The 15,459-nt window shown below is 50.4% G+C and carries 14 protein-coding genes; 5 read left to right on the top strand and 9 right to left on the bottom strand.

Translation table 11 applies throughout. From position 1 onward, the window contains the following. Positions 1-9 precede the first annotated feature (9 nt). From J3999_RS00070 to J3999_RS00045, 6 genes are all read right to left on the bottom strand, one after another. Complete coding sequence (locus tag J3999_RS00070; protein WP_371811824.1) at positions 10-1,221, bottom strand: D-alanyl-D-alanine carboxypeptidase family protein; 1,212 nt, start codon at positions 1,219-1,221, stop codon at positions 10-12. A 172-nt stretch (positions 1,222-1,393) separates the two neighbouring features. Beyond that, positions 1,394-2,518, bottom strand: coding sequence for a rod shape-determining protein RodA (gene rodA, locus J3999_RS00065; protein ID WP_208125799.1), 1,125 nt, complete (start codon positions 2,516-2,518; stop codon positions 1,394-1,396). After that, entirely contained in the window at positions 2,515-4,377 is a 1,863-nt protein-coding gene (gene mrdA, locus J3999_RS00060; RefSeq protein WP_208125798.1) for a penicillin-binding protein 2, read from the bottom strand. Before mrdA ends, rodA begins: the two co-directional genes overlap by 4 nt. A gap of 13 nt (positions 4,378-4,390) precedes the next feature. After that, positions 4,391-4,897, bottom strand: a complete 507-nt coding sequence (mreD, locus tag J3999_RS00055) for a rod shape-determining protein MreD (RefSeq protein WP_208125797.1) — start codon at positions 4,895-4,897, stop codon at positions 4,391-4,393. Positions 4,898-4,934: 37 nt separating this feature from the next. After that, positions 4,935-5,822: a rod shape-determining protein MreC gene (gene mreC / locus J3999_RS00050; RefSeq protein WP_208126467.1), complete on the bottom strand. Its 888-nt coding sequence runs from the start codon at positions 5,820-5,822 to the stop codon at positions 4,935-4,937. Between the two features lie 58 nt (positions 5,823-5,880). Then, positions 5,881-6,927: a rod shape-determining protein gene (locus J3999_RS00045; protein ID WP_173285719.1), complete on the bottom strand. Its 1,047-nt coding sequence runs from the start codon at positions 6,925-6,927 to the stop codon at positions 5,881-5,883. Between the two features lie 467 nt (positions 6,928-7,394). On the opposite strand from J3999_RS00045, the gene gatC reads away from it, so the two are divergent. The 5 genes from gatC (at position 7,395) to J3999_RS00020 (ending at position 12,874) form a co-directional block, all read left to right on the top strand. Next, positions 7,395-7,682: an Asp-tRNA(Asn)/Glu-tRNA(Gln) amidotransferase subunit GatC gene (gene gatC / locus J3999_RS11940; protein ID WP_208125796.1), complete on the top strand. Its 288-nt coding sequence runs from the start codon at positions 7,395-7,397 to the stop codon at positions 7,680-7,682. Positions 7,683-7,695: 13 nt separating this feature from the next. Continuing rightward, complete coding sequence (gatA, locus tag J3999_RS00035) at positions 7,696-9,153, top strand: Asp-tRNA(Asn)/Glu-tRNA(Gln) amidotransferase subunit GatA (RefSeq protein WP_208125794.1); 1,458 nt, start codon at positions 7,696-7,698, stop codon at positions 9,151-9,153. 21 nt (positions 9,154-9,174) lie between these two features. After that, positions 9,175-10,608: an Asp-tRNA(Asn)/Glu-tRNA(Gln) amidotransferase subunit GatB gene (gatB, locus tag J3999_RS00030; RefSeq protein WP_208125792.1), complete on the top strand. Its 1,434-nt coding sequence runs from the start codon at positions 9,175-9,177 to the stop codon at positions 10,606-10,608. Positions 10,609-10,856: 248 nt separating this feature from the next. Further along, positions 10,857-11,753 carry a protease HtpX gene (gene htpX / locus J3999_RS00025; RefSeq protein WP_173285711.1) on the top strand — a complete coding sequence of 299 codons (897 nt, stop codon included), beginning with the start codon at positions 10,857-10,859 and terminating at the stop codon, positions 11,751-11,753. 545 nt (positions 11,754-12,298) lie between these two features. After that, positions 12,299-12,874 carry a DUF1294 domain-containing protein gene (locus tag J3999_RS00020; RefSeq protein WP_208125790.1) on the top strand — a complete coding sequence of 192 codons (576 nt, stop codon included), beginning with the start codon at positions 12,299-12,301 and terminating at the stop codon, positions 12,872-12,874. A 99-nt stretch (positions 12,875-12,973) separates the two neighbouring features. On the opposite strand, the gene trpB is transcribed toward J3999_RS00020, so the two are convergent. The 3 genes from trpB to J3999_RS00005 form a co-directional block, all read right to left on the bottom strand. Further along, entirely contained in the window at positions 12,974-14,170 is a 1,197-nt protein-coding gene (gene trpB, locus J3999_RS00015; protein ID WP_208125788.1) for a tryptophan synthase subunit beta, read from the bottom strand. 153 nt (positions 14,171-14,323) lie between these two features. Continuing rightward, positions 14,324-14,761 (bottom strand): SufE family protein, encoded by a 438-nt coding sequence (locus J3999_RS00010; RefSeq protein ID WP_208125787.1) that lies wholly within the window; start codon positions 14,759-14,761, stop codon positions 14,324-14,326. Positions 14,762-14,838: 77 nt separating this feature from the next. Further along, positions 14,839-15,459 (bottom strand): energy transducer TonB (locus J3999_RS00005; protein WP_208125786.1); only part of this gene is annotated, 621 nt, incomplete at its 5' end.

Raw genomic sequence — 15,459 nt, 5'->3', positions numbered from 1 at the left:
GCTTCGCTATCAGGCTTCGCTGCCGAATAATGACTTGAAGGTCAGTTTCAGCTGGTCAATCAGTTTCTTGAAGAAAGAGCCTTCTTCAACCGTGTCCAACGCAACCAGAGGTCGGTTAGCGACTTCTTCACCACCCAGAGTGATCTGTAGAGAGCCTAGTTCATCGCCTTCGCTGGCCGGAGCTTTGATGGTCGGTTCTACTAGAGTGTCGATCTTGATGTTTTTGTACTGCCCGCGAGGAATGGTGACATACAGGTCGTTATTCAAGCCAAGCCCGACCAGGTCGCGATTTCCTTCCCAGATGGTTACGTCCTTAAGACGCTGGAAAGCGTTGTACAGTTTGTGTGTTTCAAAGAAACGGAAACCGTAGTTAAGCAGTTTTTGCGTTTCCTGAATACGGGTGTTGGCACTGCTGGTTCCCAGAACCACACTGATCAGACGCATTTCGTCGCGCTTGGCGGAAGAGACCAGACAGAAACCTGCGCTTTCGGTATGACCGGTTTTCAGGCCGTCAACGGTCTCGTCTTGCCACAACAGTTTATTGCGGTTGTATTGTGTAATGCCGTTAAAAGTGAATTTCTTTTCCGAGTACCATTTGTACTCGTCCGGGAAGTTCTGAATCAGCGCTTTAGTCAGAATAGCCAGGTCGTGAGCAGTGGTGTAGTGCTCAGGGTGCGGCAGACCGGTCGCGTTAACATAGTGCGTGTTAGTCATGCCCAGAGATTTGGCGTACTTATTCATCAACTGTGCAAAAACTTCTTCGCTGCCGGCGATGTGTTCGGCCAGAGCAACGCTGGCATCGTTGCCGGATTGGATAACCATCCCCTTGATCAGATCGCGAACCGAAACCTGCTTACCGACTTCGATAAACATTTTCGAGCCTGGCATTTTCCACGCTTTTTTGGAAATGGTGACCATGTCGTCCATTTTCATATTGCCGTTGCGCAGTTCATTGATCACAACATAGCCGGTCATGATTTTGGTCAGACTGGCCGGCTCTACACGATCGTTGGATTTCTTTTCCGCCAGAACGCGGCCGCTGTTGAAGTCGATCAGCAGGTAAGCATCACCGGCGATTTCCGGCGGTGAAGGCACTACGTGCGGAACTGGTGCAGCAAGCGCGTCGGCAACCGGCGCAGCCATGCTCTGCGGCGCGAAAAAAACCGCCAGACTTAAAAAGAAGAGACGCAAATAGGTGCTAAAAGCTTGTGTGTAATGCATAGTATTCAGATTTTCTCGATTTTCTAAAGCAGAAAAGAAATGATAGCCGACGCCAAGGCTCGGATATCAATAATAAAATTGTTTGCTAATTTACCATATTTTGCAGCAAAACCTAAACCCAACCTCAGTGCATTAATGACAAAACCCTTGAAGGGTGAAAAGTAGAATTTGCTTACTCAGTTAACATCTTGCGGTGGGTTTGAATCGACATCATGATTCCGAAGCTGATCATCAGTGTGACCAGCGAGCTGCCCCCGTAACTGATCAGCGGAAGAGGCAGACCGACAACCGGCAGCAGTCCGCTGACCATGCCGATATTGACGAAGACATACACGAAGAAAATCATGGTCAGGCTGGCGGCGATCAGGCGGGTGAATTGGTCCTGGGCGCTGGCGGCGATATAGAGTCCGCGACCGATCACGAACAGATACATGGCCAGCAACAGAATGACGCCGATCAGTCCAAACTCTTCGGAAAGCACCGAGAAAATAAAGTCGGTTGTACTTTCCGGCAGAAATTCCAGGTGCGCCTGAGTGCTGCCCAGATAGCCTTTACCTTCAATCCCCCCGGAGCCGATGGCGATCTTCGACTGAATAATATGATAGCCGGCACCAAGAGGGTCGGATTCGGGGTTCAGAAAGGTCAAAACACGCTGTTTCTGGTAGTCATGCATATATTCCCAGGCGATCGGAACACTGGCCGCCGCCAGCAGCAGAGCGCCGAAAATCAGTTTCCACGGCAGTCCGGCAAAGAAAATAACGAACAGGCCGGACATGGCAATCAGCAGGGAGGTTCCGAGATCAGGCTGAATGACGATCAGTCCGGCGCTGATCGCGATCACCAATAGAGCCGATACGATGCGCTGGTAACTCGGCGGATAGCTGCTGTGGGCAAAAATCCATGCGACCATAATCGGCAGCACCACTTTCATCAGTTCCGATGGCTGAAAGCGAACCGGCCCAAATTCCAGCCAGCGCTGGGCGCCTTTACCTATCTCCCCGACAAGCGGCACGGCGATCAGCAGCGCGAGTGCAAACAGAAACAGAAAAGGGGTGAATAGAAAAATCAGCGAAGGTTTGATCTGCGCAAAGAGAACCATTAACCCGAGAGCGAAAGTGACACGGATAATATGCCGTTGGGTTACGTCCCAGTCGCCGCCCGAGGCGCTGTAAACGATTGCGACACTGGTGCTCAAAAGCAGCAGTATGCCCAGAAGTAAAAGGCCGTCGAGATGAAGACGGTTCAGGAAACCGCGGTTTCTACGGTACATCTGTTCGCTTTGATCGACTATTTTCATCGGTCATATCCTGCTTCTGCCGGTATCGGCGTCAGAGGCAGATCCGGTCTTAAATAACGTTTTATCACATTAACGGCGATCGGCGCCGCCGTTTTCGAGCCGCTTCCTGAATTCTCGGCAATGACGGCTACCGCAATGCGTGGTCTTTCGACCGGCGCGAAGCCGATAAACAGCGAGTGGTCATGCAGCGATTTGTCCAGTTTGGCGGCATCGTAGTCGGCTTCATTCAGACTGAATACCTGTGCGGTTCCGGTTTTTCCGGCCATGGTAAATGGCAGATCCGCGCCGTAACGGCGCGCGGTTCCGGTTTTGCCGTGCATGACTGCGACCATACTCTGGATGACTTTTTCCCAGTTTTCTATTTTTTTAATTTCGATCTGCATGGGGGCGTCGAATTCGTCCTGCATTTTTTGCAGCAGGTGCGGCGTAATCTGTTTGCCTCGGTTGGCCAGAATCGCAGTGGCGCGCGCTAATTGAAGCGGCGTCGAGAGGTGATACCCCTGGCCGATCGAAGAGATGATGGTTTCGCCGCGATACCAAGGCTTGCCTTTGACCGTGCGTTTCCATTCCTGCGAGGGGAGAATGCCTTTGGATTCGCCGGGGATGTCGACTCCGCTGCGCTCTCCGAAACCGAAGGGGGCCATGGCGTCATGGATGGCGTCGATTCCCATGTCGAGGCTGAGTTCGTAAAAATAGGTGTCGCAGGACTGGGCAATTGCTTTATGCATGTCGACCAGGCCGTGGCCCCAGCGTTTCCAGTCACGGTAGCGGTGTCCTTTGTACTCAAAATAACCCGGATCGTACACTTTTTTAGTCGGGGTGATGTAATCGTTTTCGATGGCTCCCAAAGCGACAAACGGCTTGATGGTCGATCCCGGCGGGTACTGGCCGTTTATTGCACGGTTGATAAACGGTCGGTTCGGGTCGTTGAGCAGTTCTCTATAGGTTTTGGCGTCGATCCCGTCAACGAAGAGGTTCGGATCGAAAGTCGGCGTGCTGACATACGCCAGAATCTCTCCGGTCTGCGGATCAATTGCAACGATACTGCCGCGTCTTTCGCCCATCAGTTTTTCAGCGAATTCCTGAAGGGTAATATCCAGCGTCAGGTGGATGTCCTGCCCGCTGACGGCAGGAGTGGTTTCCAGTTTGCGCAATACGCTGCCGCGGACATTGGTTTCAACCTGCTGTACGCCGGGATAGCCGTGCAGGATATCTTCGTAATATTTCTCGATACCGGATTTTCCGATGATCTCGGTGCCTCGGTAGCGTTTCTCATCCAGTTTTTGCAACTCTTTCTGGTTGATGCGACCGACATAGCCGATGGCATGTACGCCGATGTCTTTAAATGGATAAGTGCGTTTTAGACGGCTGCTCAGAGTGACGCCCGGGTGCTTGTGACTGATGACGGCAAAACGCGCCGCTTCCTGTTCGTTCAGCGTGTACGGCAGGGTATAGGTTTTAGCGCGTCGTCCCTTGCGGAATTTATCGAAAAATTTATCCAGTCGTTCCGTCGGATAGTCGCTGAGAATGCTCTTTAAGTCCTCTTCGAAGAGATCGATGTCATCCATGTCTTCACGGATCATTTTGATCGCGAAAACCGGTTGGTTATCGGCAATCAATACATGGTTGCGATCGTAAATCTTGCCTCGTGTAGGAGGCAAAACTTCGATAGAGATACGGTTCCCTTCGGCAAGGCCGTGGTAACGCTCGTAGTTGAACCATTGCAGGTAGGCCATGCGTCCGATCAGAAACAGAAACAGGGAAGCGGTAAAGACAAAGGCGACAATCAGTCGCTGGCGAAACTGACGTTTGCGTCTCTGGTTCTCCTGATCTGTGCTGAACTCCAGTCTTTCTTGCATAGTGACGGTGAACTTAATTTTCAGTCACATTCTGCTGGCTCAAGCGGTTGAGCGACAGTGCGATCAAAGCCCATAAAACGCCACCGACCAGAGGCATGATCCAGTAGGCAAGCTGTTGCTGATCGTCAAGCTTGGGAGCCAGTGTGAAGAGATGCATGATCTGGTAAATAAAACAGAAGCCGACGATATTGAGGCTTTGTTGCCAGATGGTATAACCGCGGAAACGCAGGCGGTGGCGCAACATGGCAAAGGTGAGAACGACATAGATCAGCGCATGCACACCCAGAGTGTTCTGATAGATGGTATCGGCGAACAAGCCGATCGCAAAAGCGGTGCTCATATAGGTATAGTCGAGAAAGTGACCGGCCCAGTACAACAGCACCAGAAGGGTGAAAGGCGGCAGGAACAGATAGTTCTGACCGATGATATTGATGCTGTCCAGAATCAGTGCAAAGACAAAGCTCAAAACGATAAGCCAGCGCACCTGACGGCTGGAAATGTAAATAAAATTATCACCCATAATCGTTTCTTTCTATCCTGTCAGAAGTGACACCCGTTTAATTTTCGGTGGCTTTGGTTTGTTCCGTTTCGGCGTTGGATTCCTTGTGCTCTTCCTGCTCCGGCGTCTCGCTCGCTTGCGATTTAATTTCCGTCAATGAATCCCGGTACTGCTTGAGAATCAGTACCTGTTGCGCCTGATGGAGTTCGCCGAGCGGGCTGGCATGAATTTCATAATAAGGGGCGCTGTCCTGACTGATGACCTTGGTCACCACTGCGACCGGATAGCCAGACGGAAAAACGCCGCCGAGTCCGGAGCTTTCCAGCAAGTCGCCGACGCGGACTTCGCTGCTTTTAGGAATAAAGTTCAGCTGAGTCGCGTCATATCCGCTCCCGCTGAGGATGCCTCTTTGCCCCGTACGCTGAATACGTACCGGAATTTGATGTGCCGGGTCGGTAATCAGCAATATCCGCGAAGTGCTTGGCGTAATGGAAACAACCTGGCCGATAATCCCTTTGGCGTCGATGACCGTCTGTTTGGGTTGAACCCCGTCCATTCTGCCTTTGTTTATGGTAATAAATTGTGACAGAGGATTATTGGAGAAATAGTTGACGGTAGCGATCTGAAAAGTGGCGTTGTTGACTTGACCTGTCGTGCCGAGCAGGGCGCGCAAGCGTCCGACTTCCTGTTCCATCTTAAGCAGCTGCTGCTGTTTTGCGTTAAGTAACAGCAGTTCGGCTTTCAAACGCTCGTTTTCCAGCTTCAGTTCGTCGTACGATGTGAAGTCGGTGGTCAGGTTGTCGTAGATTAACTTCGGCGCTTGAGCGATACGCTCAACCGGATCAAGCAGCGTCAGCAGGGCGCTTCGAAAGTCGCCCATGAAATCGCCGTAACGATCCGCGGCAATCACGCTCAAGGAGAGAATGAAGGCCACAAGAAAGTGAATAGCTTCCTGTTGAGGGGTTGTTGCCGAATGCTTGATAGGTCACTCCTGAATTGACGTTTTAGTCAAAAGAGAAGACATCAAGACCTTTTTCGTCCATCAGCTCCAGGGCACGGCCACCACCACGAGCAACACAGGTCAAAGGATCATCGGCGATAATTACCGGAATACCTGTTTCTTCGGAGATTAATGTGTGGATGTTGCGCAGCAGTGCGCCGCCACCGGTCAGAACAATACCGTGTTCGGCGATATCGGCACCCAGTTCCGGCGGAGTGTTCTCCAGAGCGGTGCGAACCGAACTGATGATCGCCTGTAACGGTTCTTGCAGAGCTTCCAGAACTTCATTACTGTTCAAGGTGAAACGGCGCGGAACCGATTCAGCCATATTGCTGCCGTGAACTTCCATCGTTTGTGGATTAACTTCATGGTAAGCGGTACCAATGGTTTTCTTAATGCGTTCGGCGGTCGATTCACCGATGACCATGCCGTAGTTACGGCGCACATATTTAATAATGGCATCGTCAAAACGGTCACCACCGACTTTGACTGAGTCCGACCAGACAATCCCGTTCAGGGACAGGGTTGCGACTTCAGTCGTCCCGCCGCCGATATCAACAACCATGGAGCCGGTCGGCTCGGAAACCGGCATGCCGGCACCGATGGCTGCGGCCATCGGTTCTTCAATCAGGTACACTTCGCGTGCGCCGGCTCCTGCAGCGGATTCGCGGATCGCACGGCGTTCCACTTGAGTTGAACCGCAAGGAACGCAGACCAGAACTCGAGGGCTAGGCTGAAAAAATTTCGCTTCGTGTACTTTGCGAATGAAAGACTGCAGCATTTTTTCAGTGACTTCGAAGTCGGCGATTACGCCGTCTTTCATAGGACGGACCGTTTCGATGTCTTTATTCTCTTTACCCAACATCATTTTGGCATTTTCGCCGACGGCGACGATCGAACGCATGCCGCTCCCGCGATGATTGTTGCGAATGGAGACGACTGAAGGCTCATTCAGTACCATGCCTTTACCGCGGACATAGATTAAGGTGTTGGCGGTTCCAAGGTCGATAGAAAGGTCGTTAGAGAAAAGCCCCATTAATTTGCGAAACATTATGGTGAATCCTTGATGTCGGTCAAAATTAAACAATTGGCCTATTCTAACTGAATTAATTTGAGGGTAGAAGTATTCTCTGTGCAAAACGGATGAGAAAAATAAGGCGCAAGGCGAGAGCGAACCATCGCCACTAATAAGAGTGGCAAAGGCATTCGGTTAGTCGTTGTTTGTATTATAAAATGCTTATGTTTGGTGGCGCTTTGTAAAAGAATTCGATCTTGGCCCGAGGCGTTTCCGTTTCCGGTGAAAGTTTGCCCGGCACTTAAGCGAACTTCATTTCAGGAGAAAGCCGGTTTTCAGATAAAGTCCGTTCGCTCGGACTGTATATGAAGGCGGTTTTATGGTATTTTATTGCGTTATTTTTTGCCCGGCGTGGCCCTGCTTATTTTCGTGGCTTTTTACGGCTTTTGAGCGTAAAGGTCGTGTCGCGGGCCATATCAAATTTCCAGATTGGGAGTGTCGAAGTGTCTATTGGAAAAAGCGAAGTGGAATATATTTCGCGTTTGGCGATGATTGATGTCGCGGACGATGAAGTGGAGCAAGTCTCTGCAAAACTGAGTAAGGTGCTGGATCTGTTTGCGCAGATGGAAGCGGTCAATACCGACGGTGTAGAGCCTATGGCGCATCCACATGAGGTAGCGCAGCGTCTGCGCGCGGATGAGATTACCGAGACGGATCAGCACGAAAAACTTCAGTCCGTTGCACCAGCCACTGCACAAGATATGTATCTTGTTCCGCAAGTAATTGAATGATAAGAGAAAAAGCATGCTACACACTCTAAGCGTAAAACAGATGAGCGAAAAGCTCCATGCGGGCGAGATCAGCAGTGTCGAATTAACACAGCACTATCTGGACCGCATCTCTCAATTTGATCCGGAACTGAACGCTTACGTTACGGTTACGCCTGAACTGGCGTTGGAAATGGCGCGCGAAGCGGATGAGCGTTTGAAAAACGGTACCGCCGGCGTTCTGACCGGTATTCCGGTCGCGCATAAAGATATTTTCTGTACCGACGGCGTTAAAACGACCTGTTCGTCGAAAATGCTGGATAATTTTATCGCGCCTTACGATGCTCATGTTGTTACCTTGCTGAAAAAAGCGGGTATGCCTATTCTAGGTAAAACCAATATGGATGAGTTCGCGATGGGTTCATCGTCAGAGAGTTCTTATTACGGTCCGACCAAAAATCCTTGGGATCTGAATGCGGTTCCGGGTGGTTCTTCCGGTGGTGCGGCAGCGGTTGTTGCGGCTAATCTGGCGCCTATGGCGACCGGTACCGATACCGGTGGTTCGATTCGTCAGCCAGCGTCTTTCTGCGGGATTACAGGAATTAAGCCGACTTACGGAACCGTGTCGCGTTTCGGGATTATCGCCTATGCATCCAGTTTCGACCAAGCAGGGCCTATGTCACGTTCGGCGGAAGAGTCGGCGTGGATGTTAAATGCGATGTCTGAATTTGATAGTCGTGATTCAACCTGTTTGGATATGGAACGCCCTGACTTTGCCGCGAATCTAGGTGATTCACTGCAAGGTCTTAAGGTCGGTGTGCCTGCCGAATATTTCGGTGAAGGTCTGGATCCGGAAGTTGAGAAGGTCGTTAAAGACGCGATCGCTGAAATTGAAAAACTTGGCGCGACGACTGTTCCGGTGAGTCTTCCAAATAAAGATCTGGCGGTACCTTCTTACTATGTTTTGGCTCCGGCAGAAGCCTCTTCCAACCTGTCGCGTTACGACGGCGTACGTTTCGGTTACCGCTGCGAAAACCCAACCGATCTGCAGGATCTTTATAAACGTTCGCGTGCCGAAGGTTTCGGTGCCGAAGTTAAGCGCCGTATTATGGTCGGTGCCTATGCGCTGTCGGCGGGTTACTACGATGCGTACTATCTGAAAGCACAGCGTCTGCGTCGCATGGTGCGTGATGACTTCACGAATGCTTTCGAACAGTGTGATGTCATTATGGGACCGGTAGCGCCGACGCCTGCCTTTAATATTGGTGAAAAAACCGATGATCCGACCAGCATGTATCTGGCTGACCTTTATACCATTCCGGTTAACCTTGGCGGTTTCCCGGGCATGTCGGTTCCGGCCGGTTTTGCCAACGGTCGTCCGGTAGGCTTGCACATTGTCGGGCCTTACTTCTCGGAAGCGAAACTGCTGAATATCGGGCACCAATTCCAACAAGTCACTGACTGGCATAAGCAAACGCCAGCACAGTACCAATAAGCGCGCAGGGAGAGAATATAAATGAGTTGGGAAGTTGTGATCGGTCTTGAGATTCACGCTCAGTTGACCACCAAGTCGAAAATCTTTTCAGGCGCGTCAATCGCTTACGGTGCGGCTCCAAACAGCCAGGCGTGCGCGGTAGATTTAGGTATGCCGGGTATGTTGCCGGTGGTAAACCACGCGGTAATCGGAAAAGGAATTGCTCTGGGGTTGGCTCTGAACGCCGAGCTGGGTAAGAAACAGGTCTTTGACCGTAAGAATTACTTCTATCCGGATTTGCCGAAAGGTTACCAAACCACGCAGATGGACTATCCGATTGTCGGCAAGGGGTATCTGGATATTGAAATCGATGGCGAAACCAAACGCATCGGTGTGACCCGTGCGCACTTGGAAGAAGATGCTGGTAAATCGAATCATGGTATCGTGCCGGGTATGACGGGGATCGATTTGAACCGTGCCGGTACTCCGCTATTGGAAATTGTTTCCGAACCGGATCTGTCTTCGGCGCAGGAAGCGGTCGCTTACGCGCGTAAAATGCACGAACTGGTGACTTTCCTGGGGATTTGTGACGGTAACATGCAGGAAGGTTCTTTCCGTGTCGACTCCAACGTATCGGTACGTCGTCCGGGTGAACCGTTGGGTACGCGTGCCGAGCTGAAAAACATCAACTCTTTCCGCTTTATCGAAAAAGCGATCGAGTTTGAAATCGAGCGCCAGATCGACCTGATCGAAAGCGGCGGCAAGGTTGTTCAGGAAACGCGTCTGTACGACTCGGAAACCAATACCACGCGTTCAATGCGTACTAAGGAAGAAGCTAACGATTACCGTTATTTCCCTTGTCCGGATCTTTTGCCGGTGCGTATTACCGACGAAGATATTGAAGCCGTACGTGCGACCATGCCGGAACTGCCGGGTGCCAAACGTGCGCGTTATGTGGCTGAATTGGGGCTGAGCGAGTACGATGCCGGTGTTCTGACTTCGTCACGTGCCATGGCGGAATACTTCGAAGCGTTGCTGGAGCACACCGGTGGCAAGGATGCTAAAGTCTGTGCCAACTGGATTACGTCTGATCTGGCGGGGGCGCTGAATAAAGCGGGTCTGGATATCGCGGATTCTCCGATCAGTGAACAGATGCTGGCCGGTATGATTAACCGCATTCAGGACGATACCATCTCCGGTAAGATCGCCAAGCAGGTGTTTGATGCCATGTGGAAAGGCGAAGGAAGCGCCGATGAGATCATCGAAGCCAAAGGTTTGAAGCAGATTACCGATACCGGTGCGATTGAAGCCATGGTTGACGAAGTGCTGGCCAATAATCCTTCTCAGGTCGAAGCCTATAAAGGCGGTCAGGAGAAGATGATGGGTTACTTTGTCGGTCAGGTGATGAAAGCGTCCGGCGGACAGGCCAATCCGGGACAGGTTAATAAGCTGTTGAAGGAAAAACTGAGCAGCTAAATTAGATGTCGTAACGGATCGATGAAACGGGGTGAATTGCTTTGGCGTCACCCCGTTTTTTGTTGCTTCAAGATTTTGTCAGGGTTTAAGCGGATTTTGTCACTCTTGATACTCGCTAAAATCCGCCGAATCGGTACAATCAGCAGATAATAATGTTCAAAAGGCTTGAAAGGTTATAGAAAAACCTTATATTAGTCATACATATTTCTTGATAAGTGAGTTCATAACCAACGGCTAAGGAGAATTTCATGAAGCGAATTGGTTTATTTCTGTTAACAAACATTGCGGTCATCGCAGTTGCAATGATTATGCTGAACCTTTTGGGGGTCGGTAATTATATGCAGGGAACCAGCCTGAATTTGGGTAACCTGTTCATGTTTGCCCTGATTTTCGGTTTTGCCGGTTCTTTTGTTTCTTTGGCAATGTCGAAGTGGATGGCGAAAATGACCACCGGTGCGCAAGTTATCGAGACACCGCGTAATGCTGATGAGCAGTGGCTGGTCGAGACAGTTCGTCGTCAGGCGGAAAAAGCCGGCATCAAATGCCCGGAAGTTGCGATCTACGATTCTCCTGAGCCGAACGCCTTTGCGACCGGTATGAGCAAAAACAACTCCATGGTTGCTGTCTCTACCGGTCTGTTGCGCTTTATGCAGCGTAACGAAGTTGAAGCTGTGCTGGGTCATGAGGTGGCGCACGTTGCCAACGGTGATATGGTTACTATGGCGCTTCTACAAGGTGTTTTGAACACTTTCGTTATCTTCTTCGCGAAAATCGTCGCTTATGTGGTTGACCGCGTCGTGCTTAAAAACGAAGAAGAAGGCCATAGCTGGGCGTTTATCATTACCGATATCGTGGCGCAGATCCTGTTCGGTATTCTGGCCAGCATTATCGCTATGTGGTTCTCGCGTTACCGCGAATTCCATGCCGATAACGGCGGCGCTTACCTGGCCGGTAAAGAGAATATGATTGCGGCGCTGCGTCGTCTGCAGACTATGCAGCCTGGACAGTTGCCTGACCAGATGGCGGCATTCGGTATCTCTGCGGCACCGTCTTCATTCGGTGATCTGTTCAAATCGCACCCTGATTTGAACGACCGTATCGCCAAGCTGGAAGCGACCACTCAGGATCAGCTTAAAGTTGCTTAATCCGTAATACGGATTGATTAGGATCGGTGGAAACCGATTCTTCCGGAAAACCCCGCAAGGTCTGCCTTCGCGGGGTTTTTTATTTCTAATTTTGCGCCAGTTTTATAAAGTTACTGACTAAAGATCCAGTCAAACGGGTAGCGATAGTCAGGGTATATAATTATTTTAGTAACTAATAAGTAAATCAAATAATGTTTTATAAATGAATGTTATATATTGTCGCTTTTTTAAACTGACAAGCGAGTTTTGACATGTCTAACAACATCGAAAATAACACAAGAAAAAATAGCTCATGGATCAAATACGGCATTATTGGCGCTCTGTTGCTGGTGGCTCCAATTGTTCTGGTAAACCAGATTGTTGCTCCAATTCTAAGCGTTCAATAATCGTTACCGATTCGGATTCGCCGGCTGGGTATAAACCGGCTGCAAACAACCCCGCAAGTGTATTCTTGGCGGGGTTTTTTATTGAGTGTAGTTTTTGTCGTTTTGCCGGCTGAATTAATGGTAGATTTTGCTTATTGAAATCTACAGGCGGTGTTGTTGATGAGATTGACCGGAAAGATTATTAAGTGGAATGAGAAAAAGGGTTATGGTTTTGTAAAGCCCGATGGCAATGGCAGAGAATTGTTTATACATATTAACGAATTCGATTGGCGTCCCATGCAGGGGCAAAAAATCAGTTTTGTTGTCGGGCGTGATAAACAGGGGCGGCCATGCGCGCAAAATGCGATTCTTTATGGTGCTTACCTTAAGCAGAACAAGGGCGTTTCCATAAACTATTTTTGGTTTGCTTTTATCGCACTGTTTTCATTGGTAATGATCTATCTCCTTGCAAGTGGCCTGGTGACGATTTGGGTTGTGCCCGTTTATGTACTGATGAGTCTCTTGTCTTTTAGTTTTTATTGGTATGACAAAGACGCCGCGCAGCGAAACGCTTGGCGATTGCCTGAGAATATGTTGCATCTTATCGATTTTTCGGGCGGCTGGATTGGCGCGATCCTGGCGCAGCAGCGCTATCGACATAAGACAAAAAAGCTATCGTTTAGAATTGGCTTTTGGTTGAGTGTTGTACTCAATTTAGGCATGCTGTATCTGATTTCACAGAATCAGATTCTATAAAAATGGATTGATTGTTTTCAGCCGGCTGTAAAGAATTGAATATTGCTTAGCGGTAAGCGCCTACAAAGAAGATTGTAAGCGCCACCTGTGCTAAAGAACTTATTCGCCGGTTCCGAAGTTGTCGGCGACATAGTCGATGTCTTTATCGCCGCGTCCCGACAGGTTAATTAGAATGGTGCTGCCCGGATTTTCCTGACCGTGTTTCATTGCCCAGGCAACCGCGTGCGAGCTTTCCAGTGCCGGAATAATTCCTTCCATACGTGATAGTTTATAGAAGGCATCCAAAGTCTCTTGATCCGTTACGGCATGGTAGTTGACCTTGCCGGAGGTCTTCAGATAGGAGTGTTCCGGGCCGACACCGGGATAATCCAGTCCGGATGCGATCGAATGAACCGGAGCCGGGTTGCCTTCCTCATCCGATAGAAGCAGACACTTAAAGCCATGAATCATGCCTGGTTTTCCGTAGGTCATGGTGGCCGAATGTTCACCCAGCTTGGTACCTTTACCTAGCGGTTCGACGCCGTTCAGGCCGACGCTTTCGTCTTCGATAAAGCCGGCAAACATTCCCATGGCGTTGGAACCGCCGCCGACGCAAGCGCCGACCTGATCCGGAAGTTCTCCGGCCATCTCAAGATATTGCTCGCGTGCCTCATGACCGACAACCGACTGGAAGTTGCGAACCATCATCGGAAACGGATGTGGACCGACAACCGAGCCGATGGCGAAGAGCGCCGTATCAGCCTGTGGAACGTAAGATTGGAATGCGGAGTCGACAGCTTCTTTAAGACTGCGTCCGCCGAAAGAGACCGGAACAACAGTTGCGCCGAGCAGTTTCATGCGCGTGACGTTCGGAGCTTCTTTAGCGATATCGATCTCGCCCATATGGATTTCGCACTCCATGCCGAAATAGGCCGCAGCTGTCGCCAGTGCCACACCGTGTTGGCCGGCGCCGGTTTCGGCGATCAATTTGGTTTTGCCCATATGTTTGGCCAAAAGCGCTTCAGCCATGCAGTGGTTCAGTTTGTGGGCACCAGAGTGGTTAAGGTCTTCACGTTTCAGGTAGATATGCGCGCCGACTTCCTTGCTCAGGTTATGCGCATAATAAACCGGTGTCGGACGTCCCTGATAGTGTTTACGGATATATTTCAGTTCATTCAGAAAGTCCGCTGAGCGTCCCAGCTCCTGATAGGCTTTATTGATTTCAGCAAAATGTGGTTCAAGTTCCGGTGGCAGGAATGCACCGCCAAATTCGCCAAAATAGCCTTCTGCATTCGGACTGTTTTTTAAGTAGGACATTCGATTCTCCATCCTTTTTTGATTATCTGATGATGCCTTTTAGGTCGAATTAAAAGCATACCGATAAATTCTGAGCGGATGAAGCCCGGGAGCGGTTTTTTTAACGGAAATGTAGGAAAAGTTGACCGCAGCCGGGAGCTGCGGCTTCGACGTTTAAGCCGCGATGCGTTTTTTGCCTTCAGACTGAATACGCTTGATCATATGGTAGAGGCCGGTAGAGCGGTTTGGCGAGAGCTGTTGCAACAGGCCGATTTTGCCAAGAAACTCCAAAGGCGCCGTTGCGACCTCTTCCGGGGTTCGTCCATTATAGACGCGCAGAAGAAGGGCGATCAAGCCGGAGACAATGGCGGCGTCGCTTTTGGCTTGCATAAACAGGCGGCCGTCGTTTTCTTCAATATGAATCCATACCTGCGACTGGCAGCCGTGGATGCGATTTTCTTCGGTTTGAAAGCTCTCATCCATTCCCTGTAGGGTTTTTCCCATGTCGATCAGATAGCGATAGCGATCTTTTGGATTGGCAAAGTGGGTAAAACGCTTTACCAGATCTTCTTGTACTTCGGCAATGCTTTTGCTCGGCACAGTAAAGTCCATGTCTTTTTCCTGCGAATTCAAAAAAGGCATAGTTTAGCAAATTTTTAACGGCCGGGCTGATTCAGCACTGATTTGATTTAGCGCAGCTCGTAGCTGACAGGAACGCGTATTTCCCAGCTGTCGCGACCGATCGCTTCCGGAAAGGCTTTGAAGTGTGAGCGCATTTTCTCGGTAATGATCGATAGGGCGGCCTCGTCGAGTATGTTTCGCCCTGAACTGTTAACCAGCTTCAAATCGGTAATGCGGCCATCTGCATACAGAGTGAAACTGATTAGAGCTTCGCCTTCCCAGTGTCGACGTTTGGCGCGACGCGGGTATGTGTCTTGCGCGTATTGCATGATTTTCTGACGCAGCGCCTGCAAATAAACATTTTCGGCTGAGGCGATCTGCTGCGCATTGAACTTTGGCGGCATCGGTTCAGGGGTGGCAATTGGCGCTGCCGTCTGAGCGGTGACCGGTTGCGGTTCAATTGGCTCAATAGGTTCAGAAATCGGTTCCGGCTGAGGTTGAGTCTCCTGCTCCGGTTTAGGCTCCGGTTTAGGCTCCGGTTTAGGCTCCGGTTTAGGCTCCGGTTTAGGCTCCGGTTTAGGCTCCGGTTTAGGCTCCGGCTTAGGCTCCGGCTTAGGCTCCGGCTTAGGCTCCGGCTTAGGCTCCGGCTTAGGCTCCGGCTCCGGCTTAGGTTCCGGCTTAGGTTCCGG

The organism is Thiomicrorhabdus sp. 6S3-12 (assembly GCF_017571475.1).
Lineage (GTDB): Bacteria > Pseudomonadota > Gammaproteobacteria > Thiomicrospirales > Thiomicrospiraceae > Thiomicrorhabdus.
The sequence above is the reverse complement of the archived record's forward strand: the minus strand, read 5'-3'. Positions and strand labels throughout refer to the sequence as shown.

Excerpts from the sequence above, each read along its gene's own strand:
- mrdA (WP_208125798.1), bottom strand. The coding sequence starts at position 4,377 with ATGCAAGAAAGACTGGAGTTCAGCACAGATCAGGAGAACCAGAGACGC.
- htpX (WP_173285711.1), top strand. The coding sequence starts at position 10,857 with ATGAAGCGAATTGGTTTATTTCTGTTAACAAACATTGCGGTCATCGCA.
- J3999_RS00020 (WP_208125790.1), top strand. The coding sequence starts at position 12,299 with ATGAGATTGACCGGAAAGATTATTAAGTGGAATGAGAAAAAGGGTTAT.
- J3999_RS00010 (WP_208125787.1), bottom strand. The coding sequence starts at position 14,761 with ATGGACTTTACTGTGCCGAGCAAAAGCATTGCCGAAGTACAAGAAGAT.
- trpB (WP_208125788.1), bottom strand. The coding sequence starts at position 14,170 with ATGTCCTACTTAAAAAACAGTCCGAATGCAGAAGGCTATTTTGGCGAA.
- rodA (WP_208125799.1), bottom strand. The coding sequence starts at position 2,518 with ATGAAAATAGTCGATCAAAGCGAACAGATGTACCGTAGAAACCGCGGT.
- gatB (WP_208125792.1), top strand. The coding sequence starts at position 9,175 with ATGAGTTGGGAAGTTGTGATCGGTCTTGAGATTCACGCTCAGTTGACC.
- gatA (WP_208125794.1), top strand. The coding sequence starts at position 7,696 with ATGCTACACACTCTAAGCGTAAAACAGATGAGCGAAAAGCTCCATGCG.
- J3999_RS00045 (WP_173285719.1), bottom strand. The coding sequence starts at position 6,927 with ATGTTTCGCAAATTAATGGGGCTTTTCTCTAACGACCTTTCTATCGAC.
- mreD (WP_208125797.1), bottom strand. The coding sequence starts at position 4,897 with ATGGGTGATAATTTTATTTACATTTCCAGCCGTCAGGTGCGCTGGCTT.
- J3999_RS00070 (WP_371811824.1), bottom strand. The coding sequence starts at position 1,221 with ATGCATTACACACAAGCTTTTAGCACCTATTTGCGTCTCTTCTTTTTA.